The organism is Brevibacillus sp. HB2.2 (genome assembly GCF_013284275.1).
Taxonomy (GTDB): Bacteria; Bacillota; Bacilli; order Brevibacillales; family Brevibacillaceae; genus Brevibacillus; species Brevibacillus brevis_D.
This window is the reverse complement of sequence record NZ_JABSUV010000058.1, coordinates 1-14,302: the sequence shown is the minus strand read 5'-3', so window position 1 is coordinate 14,302 and position 14,302 is coordinate 1. Positions and strand designations below refer to the sequence as shown.

Here is a 14,302-nt window from a genome sequence, read left to right as displayed (position 1 = left end):
GAAAAAAATATGATAGCCGTCATTTGTTCCTATTGGTTATACAAATGACAGGCAACATATCGACCATCACCCATCGATTGAAATTCGGGCTTGTCCGTTTTGCAAATTTCCATACAATCCGGACAGCGCGTATGGAACGTGCAGCCACTCGGAGGGTTCGCAGGACTCGGTACATCTCCAGTCAAGATGATGCGCTCTCGCTTCGTTTTTGGCTTGGCAATCGGAACGGCGGACAGTAATGAGCGCGTATAAGGATGCAGCGGCTCTTCATAAAGAGCATTTTTGGGTGCCAGCTCAACCATCCGTCCCAAATACATCACGCCGATCCTGTCGCAAAAATGCTTCACGACACTCAAGTTGTGAGAGATGAATATGTAAGTGAGTCCGTATTGCTTTTGCAAATCTCTCATCAGGTTCAATACCTGTGATTGAATTGATACATCGAGCGCAGATACTGGCTCATCTGCCACAATCAGCTTGGGATTAAGCGCTAGCGCACGTGCAATGCCGATCCGCTGGCGCTGACCACCACTAAACTCATGGGGAAAGCGTTCGGAATTTTCTGGTTTCAGACCGACAACTTGCATCAATTCCGCTACTTTTTCCTTGCGTTCTTTTGACGTTTCATACAGTTCGAATATGATCATCGGCTCTTCAATGATCTCCCCAACTGTCATTCGCGGATTGAGTGAGGCGAACGGGTCTTGGAAAATGATTTGCAAATCCTTTCGCTTCATCCTCATCTCATTTGGGGAAAGGGCCGCTAAATTCTCTCCTTGAAAAATCACTTCGCCACCCGTAGGCTCGAGCAATCGTAGAATGGCTCTGCCTGTGGTTGACTTCCCGCAACCGGATTCACCTACAATTCCGAGCGTCTCCCCCGTTGCAACGGTAAAAGAGAGATCGTCAACAGCTTTGACGTGATTCGTTATCTTCTTCATGAATCCACTACGAATCGGAAAGTATTTTTTTAACCCTCTCACCTCAAGCAAGGGAGTAGATTCTGATTTTTCCAAAAGATTCACATCCTTTACGCTTACTCATACAGCCAGCATCTGCTTTTTGTACCATCATTCAGATCGAATAACGGTGGAGCTTGCTCGTAGCATTTGTCAAAAGCCTTCTGGCATCGTTCAGCAAAACGGCATCCTGGGGGCATCTGACCTGGACTGGGAACGGTCCCGCCAATCGTAAACAAATACTCCTGTTCTGTGTCCATATCCGGGATCGAGCCCAACAAACCGACCGTGTACGGATGCTTTGGAGTAGCAAATAGCTTTTCTACCTCGGCTTCCTCTACGACTTGCCCTGCATACATGACGACCACCCGATCACACATCTCTGCTACCACACCAAGATCGTGCGTGATCAGCATAATGGTCATCTCGCTCTTCTGCTGTAGCTCTCTCATCAGGTCAAGAATCTGCGCCTGAATGGTCACGTCGAGTGCGGTTGTAGGCTCATCTGCAACCAATAGAGATGGACTACAGGACATCGCCATCGCGATCATCACACGCTGCCTCATCCCGCCAGATAGCTGATGCGGATACTCATCAACGATTTCTTCCGCTCTCGGAATCCCGACCAGCTTCAGCATTTGGATCGCATGCTCTTTGGCTTGTTTTTTGTTCATACTTGTATGATTCAAGATGAGCTCCATGATCTGAGCCCCGATTGTATAAACCGGATTGAGTGAGGTCATCGGTTCTTGAAAAATCATCGCGATCTCTTTTCCCCGTACCTTCCTCATCTGATCCTTGGAAAAGGCAACCAGATTTTCACCGTTGTACAGGATCTCTCCTCCAGTGATTCGCGCGGTTCTCGGCAGAAGCCCCATGATGGATAGTGAGGTGACACTTTTCCCACAACCCGACTCCCCTACTACTCCAATCGTCTCACCTTTGTTGATTTGAAAACTAACGCCATCCAAAACGGTAATTTCTCCATTATCGGTTCGGAATCTCGTCTGAAGATTTTTGATTTCCAGCATCAAAGTCCCGCCTTTGCATCTGAATAGCCCAGCTTGCTCATGATTTTATTCGCTACCGCTTTTGTCTCCTGTACCAAATATTCCAATCGATCTGGCTGAAAGCGTGATGTAGCTCCAGCCAAGCTCAAGCCAGCTATAACTTGTCCCGTAAAATCTCGAATAGGTACAGCAATTGCTGCGGAATCCGGCTCCAATTCACCGTAGCTGACTGTATAGCCGTTTTCACGTGCATCGTGAATCCATTGCCATAGCAGATCTTTGTCTGTATTTGTGTCTGGTGAGATTTTCTTCATGTCTACCCGGTTCAACAATTCTTCGATCTCATGATCCGGCAGAAATGAGAGTAAAATGCGCGGGCATGCCCCTGCGTACAACGGTGATTTTCTACCTACCTGCGTATATACACGAACATACTGGCGGGTATCGACTTTTTCGATGTAAACCCCTTCGTCTTGATCACGAATAATCAAGTTGACTGCCTCATCCACCGTATCCCGTAGCTGCAGCATATACGGGAGCGCGATTTTCCTGATCTCCAGCCGTTGGGCAACAATGTTCCCAAACTCCAGCAGCTTCAATCCCAATTGGTATTTAGGCGGATTATGAGTGGTCGTTTTGGAGACAAAGCCGCGCATTTCCAACGTCTGAAGAATTCGAAATACCGTACTCTTCGGCATATCTGACAACTCGACAAGCTCAGCCAGGCTTAATTCACTGTTTTGGATAAAATATTCGAGAAACTCTAGCGTTTTTAACACACTTCGGTTTGCCGTTTTTTCTGTTTTGTCCATTTTCATCACCATTCAACTGTCCCAAAATACGGAACGTTATTTTGTATTTTGGCATGACACAATATTAAATGAATTCTGTTATTTTCGTCAATATATTTTTACCCCTTCGCAATCAGGTCGTTTTACCTACTGGCTCAGGGGTATTTTGTACGTAAGGTTTTAGTGAATATTCTTTTTCTTAAACCGTCCACCAGAAACATCGTGAATATGACCGATTGCCAAAAATGCAGAGGAATCGATTTCCTCCACGATGGATTTTAGCTTCGCTTCTTCCAATCGGGTAATGACACAGAAGATGACTTTTTTAACGTCTCCGGAGTAGCCACCTTCCCCATTCAAATAGGTAATTCCCCTCCCCAGTCTCGCCGTTAACGCATCGCCAATTTCGGCTGGATAATCACTGATGATCCATACTGATCTGGATTGTTCGAGTCCGACCATCGTAATATCGATCATTTTATAAGCGATATAGTACGCAATTAACGAGTACATGGCCCGGTCCCATCCAAAAATGAAGCCGGCACTGCCTAGAATAAAAATGTTAAAAAACATCACCATTTCGCCGACCGAAAACGGACTTTTCCTCGTCATCAGGATCGCAACAATTTCCGTTCCATCCAAGGAACCGCCCGCGCGAATGACAAGTCCCACACCGATCCCTATGATGATCCCACCAAAAACAGCAGAGAGAAGCAAATCGTCCGTCAAGCTCGGAACATGATGGAGGTAGCTCGTCCCCAACGACATCACGACGACACCGAATAGCGTAGAGACGGCAAAGGTCTTGCCAATTTGCTTGTAGCCAATAAGTAAAAAGGGCAGGTTCAACAGGAATAAAAATAAGCCGAGTGGGCCTCCCGTCAGCTTTGAGACCATAATGGAAACGCCGGTAACACCACCGTCAATGATGTTGTTTGGAACCAGAAAGATTTCCAGTCCGACTGCCACCAACAAGGCTCCAATGATGATCCCGAGAGTTCTTACTGCGATTCTTCTTTTTTTCTTCCGCTTATGAGTGATCGGAGCAATTGCTTTTGCATCCATTTTGATCATCCTTAGCCGTTATTTTCTTACCCCTTCATCTTTCCCAGGTAGTAAAAAAAATAGCCAGCCAGGAATTCTCCCAACCGACTCTGTATCATCCTTTAGCCCCAAACCGCAATGGAAATAATGCCCATCGTGATCATCAACGACATAGACAGACGCCATATGCGTTGTCGCTCCTTTAACAAGAAGACCCCGAGGAGCGTACCAAAAACCGTACTTACCTCACGAATGGGCGCAATAGCTGCCAGCGGTGCCAATGTCATGGCAAACAAAAACAATAAATACGAACCTGGTGACAGGATGGCACCGAGTACAATCGTTTGCCAGTTTTTTTGCCACTCACGGCGGATGAGTCCCTTCTTCCAAACGAAGCCCCCAGCGACAATCAGACAGGCAAAGTTCGTTATTTCCAATAAAGCGAATGGAGACAATTGTTGGACGATTTGCTTGTCGGTTAACGTGTACCCTGTAATGCATAGCCCAACAGCAACAGCGTATCGCAGGGCGAGCGGATTCACTGGTTGTGCCTGACGATTTGGCCCTATCATCCCGCTAATGGCGAAGACTCCGATCACGATGCAAATGACCCCCAGCCATCCTGGTACCGATAAATACTCTTGAAAGAAAATGGCGCTAAAAAACGGAATGAGAAGCGTCCCCGTTCCCCTCATGATGGGGTAAACCTGTGAGATATCCCCGTATGTATACGCCTTTGAAATCAATAAGGTATAGCATCCTTGAAAGAAAAAGGACATAGACAGAAAAAGAACCAAAGACCATGTCAATTGTACGTGCATCAATTCCCAAAGGAGAACAGGCAAGAGGATCACGGTTGTTGGCAAGGTAATCAACCAAAGAAACGCCATTTTGTTCTCACTTTTTTTCGTGAACAGGTTCCAGACTGCATGCGCAAGACCTGACGATAATACGAGCAGAATCGAAATCGATAGCATGTGTGCCCCTTCTCTCTCATGTTGTGCAAACACAACTAAAGGCAATCAAACACATTGCGTTTAGTTGCTTTTTATTCGACGTGTACAGTATACACCCAGTCCCCGGAAAAATTAAGCATTGTTTCTGCTAATAGCCCAAACCATTTTATTGCCCCTGTGAACACACGCATCTTTTTCCATTCTCCGCATTTTGGGTTATAATGGAGGGATGACACTTCGTTCGGAGGATCTGACTACATGTTGCAAAGAGAGTTGACTCGGGAACAAGCGATACAGGTAGGCGAGCAAATCCTAATTGCCGTCGAAGGACACATTATTGAACGGGGCTATACGTACTTTTCAGATGGCGTCGTCTTTAATACACGCGTAGAACAAGGCCAGTATTTGACGAGTGATGTTCAAGGTTCTGAGGTGTATCATGTTCGCCTCGATATGGAAACGGTTCAAAACAGTACGTGTACCTGCCCTTATTCGCGTATTTGCAAGCATATTGCTGCCACCTTTTTTCAGATGTACAGTGTGTTCGAGAATCCTCGTACATTTTTGACCCGCTCCCAACAACCAAGGCGAGCTACTTTTTCTCCTCATCTGCTGATTCCTACTTATAAATACAGCCATACCGCTCCTGCTCAGCAGGATACAGCGTCTATTTCCTCGGCGCTTACCGCGAACAGCTCCGTCAAAGAATGGTGGGCATTTTTTGAGAGCTGGACACGCAATCTGTTTGCGGCCATGGAATCGTATCGGGCTTCCTCTGAGTTATTATCGAGCTATCAAAATGTACTGAGTGTTGCTGCCTCGTGGCCGAAGGATCGGGCACAGCTCTTTGTCATTCATGCCAATCTGTTTCATCTCATGAAGCTAACACAATACGTCAAAACGTACCGCCAATCATACTGGTTCCTGGATTTGGTTCAGACCGCCGAGCGGTTATTGGACCAATTAGAAGGGACATTGTACTTTGCTGATATCCCAGCTCTCTTGACTCACCATCAGGATGCCATCGTCGATACACTTCAACTGACGAAGGAATTGAAAGAAAACGAAGCCACCTCTCTCTACTGGATATTCGCCTATCAAATGTTATGGTGGATGCTCTTGAAGAATCCAGAGTGGATGCAAGAGGAGATCCATGTGCTGGATCAGCTCATTAACGATGAAAACAGTTCTGCCGCCGAAAAGGAAAAAGGGCTACTGCTCCGTGCCCACTTTCATGTGATGGAAAAGGAGGACGAAGCTGCTCTACAAATCTGGAAAAAAATGAGCCGCTTGAACCTCTCCTTCTACTTGTCCTATATGAAATCATTCGCTCGCAATGGCGAATGGCAACGATTTCTCGAATGGACTGCTTCTTTGACGTCCTTAATCGGTCAAGCCGAGGCACAGCAATACCGTCTCGTTATCGCCATTTGGCAGGAAGCGATGCAGCGAGTGGGACGATCAGCCGAGTGTGGCGCTAAGCTGAAGCAGTTCTTACCGAGTAGTTATCACGAATATGCCGCCTATTTATATGAAGAACGACAGTTTCAGCAATGGATTGATTTGCAAATGTCGTTTCAAGTGCCCATGGCAGACATCTCGATCGTGCAGGTGAAAGAAATTGAGGAAACAGAACCGACTCTGCTCTTCCCTTTCTATTTACGTGAGGTGAACAGACTCATTGCGGAACGTAATCGAACCGCCTACAAAGAAGCGATCAAGCTCATGAAAAAGGTAAGGACGATTTACAACAGAGCCAACCAAGATGCGCGCTGGGAACGATACGTGGAACAATTATCTGCCAAACATAATCGGTTACGTGCTTTTCAAGAAGAGCTAAGGAGAGGAAATTTCAACTTATGAATACCGTCACTACACTGGTTCTAGATGGAGAGCTTTTGGCAGACGGACAATTCTTGATTACTGGCAAAGACACACAAGGAGCAGTGGTCGATCCAGAAGAATTGGCAGGAACACTGTTTGCGTGGGATGAGTCATCTTATTACGGAACCTTCCTGGACAAAAACGAGCAAGGCGTCTTGCTTAGTCCTGCCAAGGCCCTCTCCTTTTTCGTCTCCCCCCAGTGGCTTTTGCATCGGACCTATTCATCCAGCACGCCATTTGAACAATTTACGCATGTAGCGGGAATGATCCGTGATACGCTCGCACAAGGCTCCCTTGCCCCTGATTTTTCTTCTTGGAAAAAAGGACAAATCGGCTGGAGAGCCCTGCATACTCCCGTCGATTTTCCGGAGTATGGCCATAGGTGGCTTTCGCTTGTCTTGGAGGAATCCTTGCAAGGCACTGGAGCGATAGCACAAAAGTGGGAGCAGCTATTGACTCATTACCCGGCTCTGTACGTCATGGGCGCCGAGCTTTCTCCACACCTTCAGGAACAGGAATGGTTGCAATCCATAGGCTGGCTGCCAGATACGACACCGTTTCGCACATGCTTGCAAATCATCGAGGCCGAGGAGCACACCAATGACTGGCAACTTCACGTGTATTTGCAGAATCGTGAAGAGCCAGATCAGTTATTTCTCATTGAGCCACACCAGTTGACGGCTGAGGGAGTAGCTACCGCTCGCATCCCTGCTGACTGGCGTGAACACTGGAATCGTTTTCTCACGGACCTAGCCAAATGTAAAGAGATTCTCCCTTGGCAAAAAGACACCCAGGAGAATCAAAGCCGTTTTCTCACCCGACTGACGAACGAGCAAGCATGGATCTTTTTGACCTCGAGCAGTTTACAGTTAGTGCAAGCTGGTATTCACGTCTTTTTGCCAGCATGGTGGGAACAAGTGCGTCGGGTAAAACCGAAGCTAAAAGCCAAGATTACAACCTCTGTCGGGGCTAGCAGACAGTCGTTCCTGGGTGTCTCCCAGCTCATGGATTTTGAATGGAAGCTCGCCTTGGGACCTGTAGAGCTCAGCGAAGAGGAATTTGAGGAACTCATTAAACAAAAGCAGCGCCTGTTGAAAATTCGCGGGCATTGGGTGCAATTGACTCCCGATCTATTCTTGCAGCTACAGGAAGCGCTCAAGAAAAACCAAGCGAAAAACGGCATGTCCCTTCGCGATGTCATGAGAATGCACCTCGCCCCCACTGTAGAGGTTGAGGAGCTACCCGATGATGAGCTCGATTTCGACACTTCTCTAACGGTTGAAGTTCAGCTAAACCAGCATTTGCGAGAACTGTTGAATCAATTGCAAGAAACAAAGCGCATCCCGATCATGGAGCAGCCCTCTACTTTTCACGGGACGTTGCGCCATTATCAGCTGGAGGGCAGTTCTTGGTTGTTCTTTTTACGTCGCTTTGGGTTGGGAGCTTGTCTGGCTGATGACATGGGATTGGGAAAAACGGTTCAATTTATTACGTATTTGCTTCATGTCAAACAACATGGCCCAGCCAGTACTCCTTCTCTCTTAATCTGCCCGACCTCCGTCATAGGTAACTGGCAAAAAGAGCTGAAGCGCTTCGCCCCCTCTCTTCAGGTGATGATTCATTATGGTAATGATCGCCAAAAGAAGGAGGCCTTTTTGCCAGCGATCAAGGGAGCGGATCTGGTGATTACCTCCTACGCCCTGTCCCATTTGGATGAGCAGGAGCTAGGAATGGTTACATGGGATACGATTTGTCTCGACGAGGCGCAAAATATTAAAAACGCCTATACAAAGCAAGCATCCGCTGTGCGCGATTTGAAAGCATGGCACCGGATCGCTCTCACAGGCACTCCGATCGAAAATCGTCTGAGTGAGCTCTGGTCCATCTTTGATTTCTTGAATCCCGGCTACTTGGGAAGTCTCGGGGAATTTACCCAGCGCTTTGTCCATCCCATCGAACGCGACCAAGACCAGCAGCTCATCAATCAAGTGCAACGACTCATTCAGCCTTTCCTGCTCCGTCGCGTGAAAACCGATCCGAACATTCAGCTCGACTTGCCGGACAAGAATGAGAGCAAGGAATACGTACCGCTGACTACCGAACAAGGCGCACTTTATGAGACAGCGATTCAAGATATGTTTGATCGAATGGAAAAAGCCTCCCCTATGGAGCGGCGCGGTCTGATTCTGACGACACTGACACGTCTCAAACAGCTGTGTGACCATCCTGCGCTCATTTTGAATGAAATCGCAACAACAGATGAAGCCAGTCGTTCGCACAAATTGGAAAGACTGCTGGAATTGGTGGAGGATATTCGCCAAAAGAAAGAGCGTTGCCTGATTTTTACCCAATACATCCAAATGGGCAATATGCTTCAACGGGTGCTGACGCGAGAAGGCTATGGACCTGTCTACTTCCTAAATGGAGCAACGAAAAAAGAAAAACGCGATGAGATGATCGCTCGTTTTCAAGACCCGACACTTCCGGACGATGAACGCGGGGCCATCTTCATTCTTTCGTTGCGCGCGGGTGGAACTGGCTTGAACCTGACGGAAGCCAACCACGTCATTCACGTAGATCGCTGGTGGAATCCTGCGGTAGAAAATCAGGCCACTGACCGTGCTCATCGCATAGGACAGCAGCGCAATGTTCACGTCTACAAATTCATTTCACTCGGGACAATTGAGGAACGCATCGATGAAATGATGGAGAGAAAGCTATCGTTGAGCCAGCAAATTGTCGGGACGGGTGAAAGCTGGATCACAGAGCTATCAACGGAAGAGCTGCGAGACTTGTTCACCCTGCGCCATGATTGGCTAGATACGAAAGGATAGATGGAGAATGGAGCGAGTGAAACAAAACGACGGCAATTCCACTTTGCGCCGTCCAACAGAAGATCCCAAGCTGCCCGAGGCATGGCTGCGTTTTTTGGAAGCTGTTCAACAGCAATTTTCCGATAACCAAACAAAGAAAGAGTAAGTGTGAAAAACCCAAGGCCTGATCCGGTTATGGACCCTAGCCTTGGGTTTGATTTTGTTAGCAAACCCTCCGTAAAGGGAGGGTCAGCTACGCACGAATTCTCATCAGAGCGCGCTCTTCTTCTTTTATCCGCGGACAGGTATAACAATACTTTTGCTCCCCCGTCTTATAGTACAAGCAGCATTGATTCTTGATCCGAACTTTCCCTTGCGGATCACGCATATCCTCAATCCAGCGTACTTTCACGCGAAATGGATTTTTTTGCAATCCAAAGCTCTCGCCTTCCAACTGATTACAGAGGACATCGTAATCAGCCTTCACTTGCTCCTTGATACTATCCTGTTCTACCAACGCCACAAAAGCATCCATATAGTAATTGAACTTGGTTGGGAGCTGTCCCCAAAGCATCGCTTCGGGGTTTCCTGTTACCTTTGCAAGCGTCGTGAGCAACGGGTGCAGGAAGTCTTGGAAATACGCACGATAGCATTCCCTCAGCCAGATTATACGCTCTGCTTCGCTGGTTGGCGCTTCTACGATCTGATATTCCTGGATCACAAAGGAGAATTGCGGATAGTCTTCCTCGTAAAACAATTCAATCGTCACCTGATCCAGCGTCATGATCAGTGCACGATTCCAGACAGAGCTCATGTACGAAAGACCGAGAGAAGGGCTCGTGAGCCAACTGCTGATGTAAGTACCAGCAGCAGTCAGCTCATGTGCCTTGATTAGCGGAGCATAGATTTGAACAAGCTCATTCATATGTGTCGGGTCTACCAAATCTCTTGCCTTCATCGAAAATAAGGCATTGGGTCTCTTATTTGAAGTAATCGCAAACCGCTGTGCGATAAAATCGTCATCCCATTCTTGCAACACGATCTCTCCCTCTATTTGTTATCAAGAAAAAACGCTGTTTGACTGGTCGAGGTACGTGCCGAACTGTGCTTGATACAGTCTGCTATAGATGCCTTCACGAGCCAAGAGCTGATCATGACTTCCTTGCTCCGTAATGCCTTGTTCCGTCACAACGATGATGCGATCTGCATTTTTAATGGTAGCCAGTCTGTGGGCGATCACCAATGTCGTACGCCCTTTGGACAATTCCTGCAAGGACTGCTGGATCGCCGCCTCCGTTTCGGTATCGAGTGCAGAGGTAGCTTCATCCAAAATCAGAATCGGTGGGTTTTTCAAGAACATGCGCGCAATCGCCAGCCTTTGTTTTTGACCACCGGACAATTTGACTCCGCGTTCACCAATGATCGTCTCCAGACCAGCAGACTGAGAACGGATAAACTCTTCCAGCTTAGCCAGACGTGCTGCTTCCCAGATCTCTTCCTCCGAAGCATTCAGTTTTCCATATACGATATTTTCACGAATCGTCCCTGAAAAGAGGAAAACATCTTGCTGAACGATCCCGATTTGGCTGCGCAATGACGCCAACGTGATTTCGCGAATATCCATTCCATCAATGGAGATGCTGCCCCCGTCGACCTCATAAAATCTCGGCAAGAGGCTGCACAACGTGGTTTTTCCTGCTCCAGAAGGGCCTACAAACGCAATGGTCTCGCCCGCCCGGATGTTTAAATCAATGTTTTGCAAAACAGAAGACTCTTGGTCATAGCTAAACGAAACATTCTTGTACGAGATATCGCCCTTCAACGACTCTACCTGGATCGCATCTGGAGCATCCGCAATATCTGGTGCTGTGTCCATGATTTCGATGTAGCGCTTAAAGCCGGCAATCCCTTTTGGATAGCTCTCGATAATCGCATTAATTTTCTCCAACGGACGGAAAAATACATTCGTTAACAGCAAGAAAGCGATAAATTCACCGTAGGTCAATTCACCTTGAATCACAAACCAGCTGCCGCAAATCAGGACGAACAAATTGACTAAACGCATCAGCACGTAACTGACGGAAATATTTTGGGCCATGATTTTGTAGGATAACAGCTTCGTGATCCGAAAACGCTGGTTGTTCTCTGCGAATCTTTTATTTTCAAATTGCTCGTTGGCAAACGCTTGTACGACACGCATTCCACCTACGTTGTCTTCAACACGTGCGTTGAAATCTGCCATGTCGCCGTACAGACGGTGGAACGCTTTCGTCATTTTACGGTTGAAGTGAACAACGAAGAATATCAAGAGCGGAATCACCAAAAACGTAAGCAGCGCCATTTCTTCGTTAATATTAAACATCAGGAGAAAAGCACCAATCAGCGTCATCACAGCGATAAACAAATCTTCCGGACCGTGGTGAGCCACCTCCCCGATCTCCATCAAGTCATTCGTTAGGCGAGATAATAGATGCCCTGTCTTGGTATTATCGAAAAAACGGAACGAGAGCTTTTGAATATGGTCGTACAGCTTCTTGCGCATATCCGTCTCGATATTAATTCCAAGCATATGTCCCCAGTACGTGACGACATAGTTCATCCCGGCGTTCAGACCATACAAAGCCAAAAGTCCAATGCACGCCCACACAATCATGTTCCAATCCTTGCTCGGAAGTAGTTGATCGACAACCATATTCACTGCAAGCGGAAATCCCAACTCCAACAAAGCAACGAATACTGCACACGTGAAGTCGAGGATAAATAATCCACGATAAGGCCGATAGTAAGAAAAAAATCTGCGAAGCATTGAAGCAGCAACTCCTCTCTCTCAAGAACAACATCGTATCAAGTGCTTGATTTTGAAAATCATTTTCATTATATATGGATTTGTCTTTTATATCGATGCTTTATTGGAATTTTTTTCTTCGCCGAGCACATTGGCACAAAAAAACGGCTCGAACCTCCTTCTCCATCAAGGAATGAGAGGTTCGAACCTGAATTTCACTTTGTGCAAATCTTAATACTGAGATTGTGTGCTGTAAATAGATCAACATCTTTTACACAATTCATGATGTTTTGAACCGATTCTTTACTGTTGCTTACACTAGGTACATCTCGTGTGCTCATTAACGCATGTAAAGTTTGGTTGTTTTTATTAAACTTGCTTCTTGGTATTATAAAATTTTCAGGGTATTTTTTACATTATTCCCTTACTGGATTCTTAGAGTATTCTTCAATTCTCTGCATATCACCATTGGAAGTTATTTTAACATTGATTAGATATGATTCTTGGGCTTTTGTATTTCTGACTTTTGTCATATATGTCCCATGTGAGAAATTGTAAGTAGGCTCATCTGTCCTTAAGCTCTCAATTGGTAAATTATACTTCTCACTTACATACTCTGTTGCATAGTTAATAGCCAATGCCCTGTCTCCAGATGTTCCATAAAATATAGTGTAAAGGTTCCAAACTAATATAATACTAAGTACACTAACTACACTCCAAATCATCTTTTTTTTAATGGTGAATGCCCTCCATCTATATGGAATGATAAGAGCAGAAACACCTGCTCCTTATTTAAATGACTCATGAAACTTCTAAAGATACTATAGTAATAATTGGCTTGTTTGTTGTGTAGTCAATGTACAGTTCTTTCGACCAATCCCAAGTCCCATCCGTGTATCCAATTCCATTGTCTTGAATATAGAGATATTTATCGGTTCCATCTTCTAGATACCCAACACCAACAGTCCAATGGTAGTCGTAGGCGTACTCAGCATCTACACCAAACAAACATTCCTCATTCAACCGAACTATAAATGTACTCTCCATCACGCATGCATCACTCCTTTCTTTAGTTGCAGCAGGGTACAAATTTTAAAACTCTTTTACTTCCCCAGTTTGTGCATGAATTTGTAGATTAGTTTCTTTTTTATGATCATAGTCTGTTGCTTTAATCTGCCAATAATCCTTCTGTCCACTTGCACTTTTAATAATGATTCCGTCATCATGTTTGCTCTTTAAATAATTGATTGCGTGTTGAATCGCACTTTTTTCATCCATTTGATTAATAGGATTTTTGCTTTCTTCATTAATTACAAGTTTACTGAGTTCTGCGCCACTGGGATAAGATTGTGCTGATGGTGTTGTTGACCATGTAGATACTGTGTGACCAACTTCGATTTCATCATACGAGATGTTATTCCCCTTGCTATCGAGGAATACAGCTTCTTCTTTTGGGAAATACCACTCTGCTGCATATAAGTTCTCATCGCTCGTCTTGGTTTCATCATTTTCTATAACTAAGAGAGCTTTTTTTTCAAAATCTTTTTCAGTTACGTATCCTGTTAATGCTTGCTTTTCAACATCCTTGTGATTAGTTGCACATCCAGTTATAAGTAATGATGCAATGATTAATATCAAAGCCTTTTTCAATGTGCTCATTTCCTTTCTTATTCTCCCTCCAATTAGTTGATTTCAACGTTCTACACTACCACTGAAATTAAAATCTCGGGTTTTACCAAACCTTGCTCTTCCTTGCTCAAATCTATGTTGTTTGTGTAGATAATCCAACACTGCTTAAGCCTATTCTCATTCTTAAAAAACTGGGCTAAGCTCATTGCTTCAAGTATATATGAAATACCAGCTTCATCTTGTTCAATTTTCAGAAAATAGATAGAGAGATACTGATATATCACCGGACTTAATGATGAAAGTAAGCGATTGATTGATCGTGTGGGTATAAGCACACCTGCCGGACATTAACCTGCTGTTTACATGAAAATCCCCTAATGAGTACAAGTGAAGTGACCCAGTAAATTGAGACAAGGAAAAAGCACCTCCTA

The 14,302-nt window shown here is 45.6% G+C and carries 13 protein-coding genes; 3 read left to right on the top strand and 10 right to left on the bottom strand.

Annotated features, from left to right (window positions below; all coding sequences use genetic code 11):
* Nucleotides 1–29 precede the first annotated feature (29 nt).
* From HP401_RS35325 to HP401_RS35305, 5 genes are all read right to left on the bottom strand, one after another.
* Complete coding sequence (locus HP401_RS35325) at nucleotides 30–1,016, bottom strand: ABC transporter ATP-binding protein (RefSeq protein ID WP_173607366.1); 987 nt, start codon at nucleotides 1,014–1,016, stop codon at nucleotides 30–32.
* A gap of 20 nt (nucleotides 1,017–1,036) precedes the next feature.
* On the bottom strand, nucleotides 1,037–1,990 hold the full coding sequence (locus HP401_RS35320) for an ABC transporter ATP-binding protein (RefSeq protein WP_173607365.1): 954 nt from the start codon (nucleotides 1,988–1,990) through the stop codon (nucleotides 1,037–1,039).
* Nucleotides 1,990–2,781 (bottom strand): IclR family transcriptional regulator, encoded by a 792-nt coding sequence (locus HP401_RS35315; protein WP_016740447.1) that lies wholly within the window; start codon nucleotides 2,779–2,781, stop codon nucleotides 1,990–1,992. Before HP401_RS35315 ends, HP401_RS35320 begins: the two co-directional genes overlap by 1 nt.
* Nucleotides 2,782–2,940: 159 nt before the next feature.
* Nucleotides 2,941–3,825, bottom strand: a complete 885-nt coding sequence (locus tag HP401_RS35310; RefSeq protein ID WP_173607364.1) for a YitT family protein — start codon at nucleotides 3,823–3,825, stop codon at nucleotides 2,941–2,943.
* Between the two features lie 101 nt (nucleotides 3,826–3,926).
* Nucleotides 3,927–4,781 (bottom strand): DMT family transporter, encoded by an 855-nt coding sequence (locus tag HP401_RS35305; RefSeq protein ID WP_173607363.1) that lies wholly within the window; start codon nucleotides 4,779–4,781, stop codon nucleotides 3,927–3,929.
* A gap of 237 nt (nucleotides 4,782–5,018) precedes the next feature.
* Between HP401_RS35305 and HP401_RS35300 the strand changes: the two genes are divergently transcribed.
* The 3 genes from HP401_RS35300 to HP401_RS35290 are packed head-to-tail and all read left to right on the top strand — an operon-like array spanning nucleotide 5,019 to nucleotide 9,623.
* On the top strand, nucleotides 5,019–6,623 hold the full coding sequence (locus tag HP401_RS35300; RefSeq protein ID WP_173607362.1) for an SWIM zinc finger family protein: 1,605 nt from the start codon (nucleotides 5,019–5,021) through the stop codon (nucleotides 6,621–6,623).
* Nucleotides 6,620–9,478 carry a DEAD/DEAH box helicase gene (locus tag HP401_RS35295; protein WP_173607361.1) on the top strand — a complete coding sequence of 953 codons (2,859 nt, stop codon included), beginning with the start codon at nucleotides 6,620–6,622 and terminating at the stop codon, nucleotides 9,476–9,478. The genes HP401_RS35300 and HP401_RS35295 overlap by 4 nt, the downstream gene beginning before the upstream one ends.
* Nucleotides 9,479–9,485: 7 nt before the next feature.
* Nucleotides 9,486–9,623 carry a hypothetical protein gene (locus tag HP401_RS35290; protein WP_173607360.1) on the top strand — a complete coding sequence of 46 codons (138 nt, stop codon included), beginning with the start codon at nucleotides 9,486–9,488 and terminating at the stop codon, nucleotides 9,621–9,623.
* A gap of 87 nt (nucleotides 9,624–9,710) precedes the next feature.
* On the opposite strand, the gene HP401_RS35285 is transcribed toward HP401_RS35290, so the two are convergent.
* The 5 genes from HP401_RS35285 to HP401_RS35265 all read right to left on the bottom strand — a co-directional run bounded on the left by HP401_RS35285 (nucleotide 9,711) and on the right by HP401_RS35265 (nucleotide 13,901).
* A complete protein-coding gene (locus HP401_RS35285; RefSeq protein WP_309145168.1) occupies nucleotides 9,711–10,496 on the bottom strand; it encodes an IucA/IucC family C-terminal-domain containing protein in 786 nt (261 codons plus the stop codon).
* Between the two features lie 21 nt (nucleotides 10,497–10,517).
* The gene (locus HP401_RS35280) at nucleotides 10,518–12,263 is read right to left on the bottom strand and encodes an ABC transporter ATP-binding protein (protein WP_173607359.1); all 1,746 of its coding nucleotides are present in this window, start codon (nucleotides 12,261–12,263) and stop codon (nucleotides 10,518–10,520) included.
* A 395-nt stretch (nucleotides 12,264–12,658) separates the two neighbouring features.
* Nucleotides 12,659–12,967 carry a YfjL-like protein gene (locus HP401_RS35275; protein ID WP_015890935.1) on the bottom strand — a complete coding sequence of 103 codons (309 nt, stop codon included), beginning with the start codon at nucleotides 12,965–12,967 and terminating at the stop codon, nucleotides 12,659–12,661.
* A gap of 76 nt (nucleotides 12,968–13,043) precedes the next feature.
* On the bottom strand, nucleotides 13,044–13,292 hold the full coding sequence (locus HP401_RS35270; protein WP_173607358.1) for a hypothetical protein: 249 nt from the start codon (nucleotides 13,290–13,292) through the stop codon (nucleotides 13,044–13,046).
* Between the two features lie 42 nt (nucleotides 13,293–13,334).
* Nucleotides 13,335–13,901: a DUF3221 domain-containing protein gene (locus HP401_RS35265; RefSeq protein ID WP_173607357.1), complete on the bottom strand. Its 567-nt coding sequence runs from the start codon at nucleotides 13,899–13,901 to the stop codon at nucleotides 13,335–13,337.
* Nucleotides 13,902–14,302: the final 401 nt, after the last annotated feature.

What these genes read in the sequence shown, in the direction of transcription:
- HP401_RS35320 (WP_173607365.1), bottom strand. Translation starts at nt 1,990, where the DNA reads ATGCTGGAAATCAAAAATCTTCAGACGAGATTCCGAACCGATAATGGA.
- HP401_RS35315 (WP_016740447.1), bottom strand. Translation starts at nt 2,781, where the DNA reads ATGGACAAAACAGAAAAAACGGCAAACCGAAGTGTGTTAAAAACGCTA.
- HP401_RS35310 (WP_173607364.1), bottom strand. Translation starts at nt 3,825, where the DNA reads ATGGATGCAAAAGCAATTGCTCCGATCACTCATAAGCGGAAGAAAAAA.
- HP401_RS35305 (WP_173607363.1), bottom strand. Translation starts at nt 4,781, where the DNA reads ATGCTATCGATTTCGATTCTGCTCGTATTATCGTCAGGTCTTGCGCAT.
- HP401_RS35300 (WP_173607362.1), top strand. Translation starts at nt 5,019, where the DNA reads ATGTTGCAAAGAGAGTTGACTCGGGAACAAGCGATACAGGTAGGCGAG.
- HP401_RS35295 (WP_173607361.1), top strand. Translation starts at nt 6,620, where the DNA reads ATGAATACCGTCACTACACTGGTTCTAGATGGAGAGCTTTTGGCAGAC.
- HP401_RS35290 (WP_173607360.1), top strand. Translation starts at nt 9,486, where the DNA reads ATGGAGCGAGTGAAACAAAACGACGGCAATTCCACTTTGCGCCGTCCA.
- HP401_RS35280 (WP_173607359.1), bottom strand. Translation starts at nt 12,263, where the DNA reads ATGCTTCGCAGATTTTTTTCTTACTATCGGCCTTATCGTGGATTATTT.
- HP401_RS35275 (WP_015890935.1), bottom strand. Translation starts at nt 12,967, where the DNA reads ATGATTTGGAGTGTAGTTAGTGTACTTAGTATTATATTAGTTTGGAAC.
- HP401_RS35265 (WP_173607357.1), bottom strand. Translation starts at nt 13,901, where the DNA reads ATGAGCACATTGAAAAAGGCTTTGATATTAATCATTGCATCATTACTT.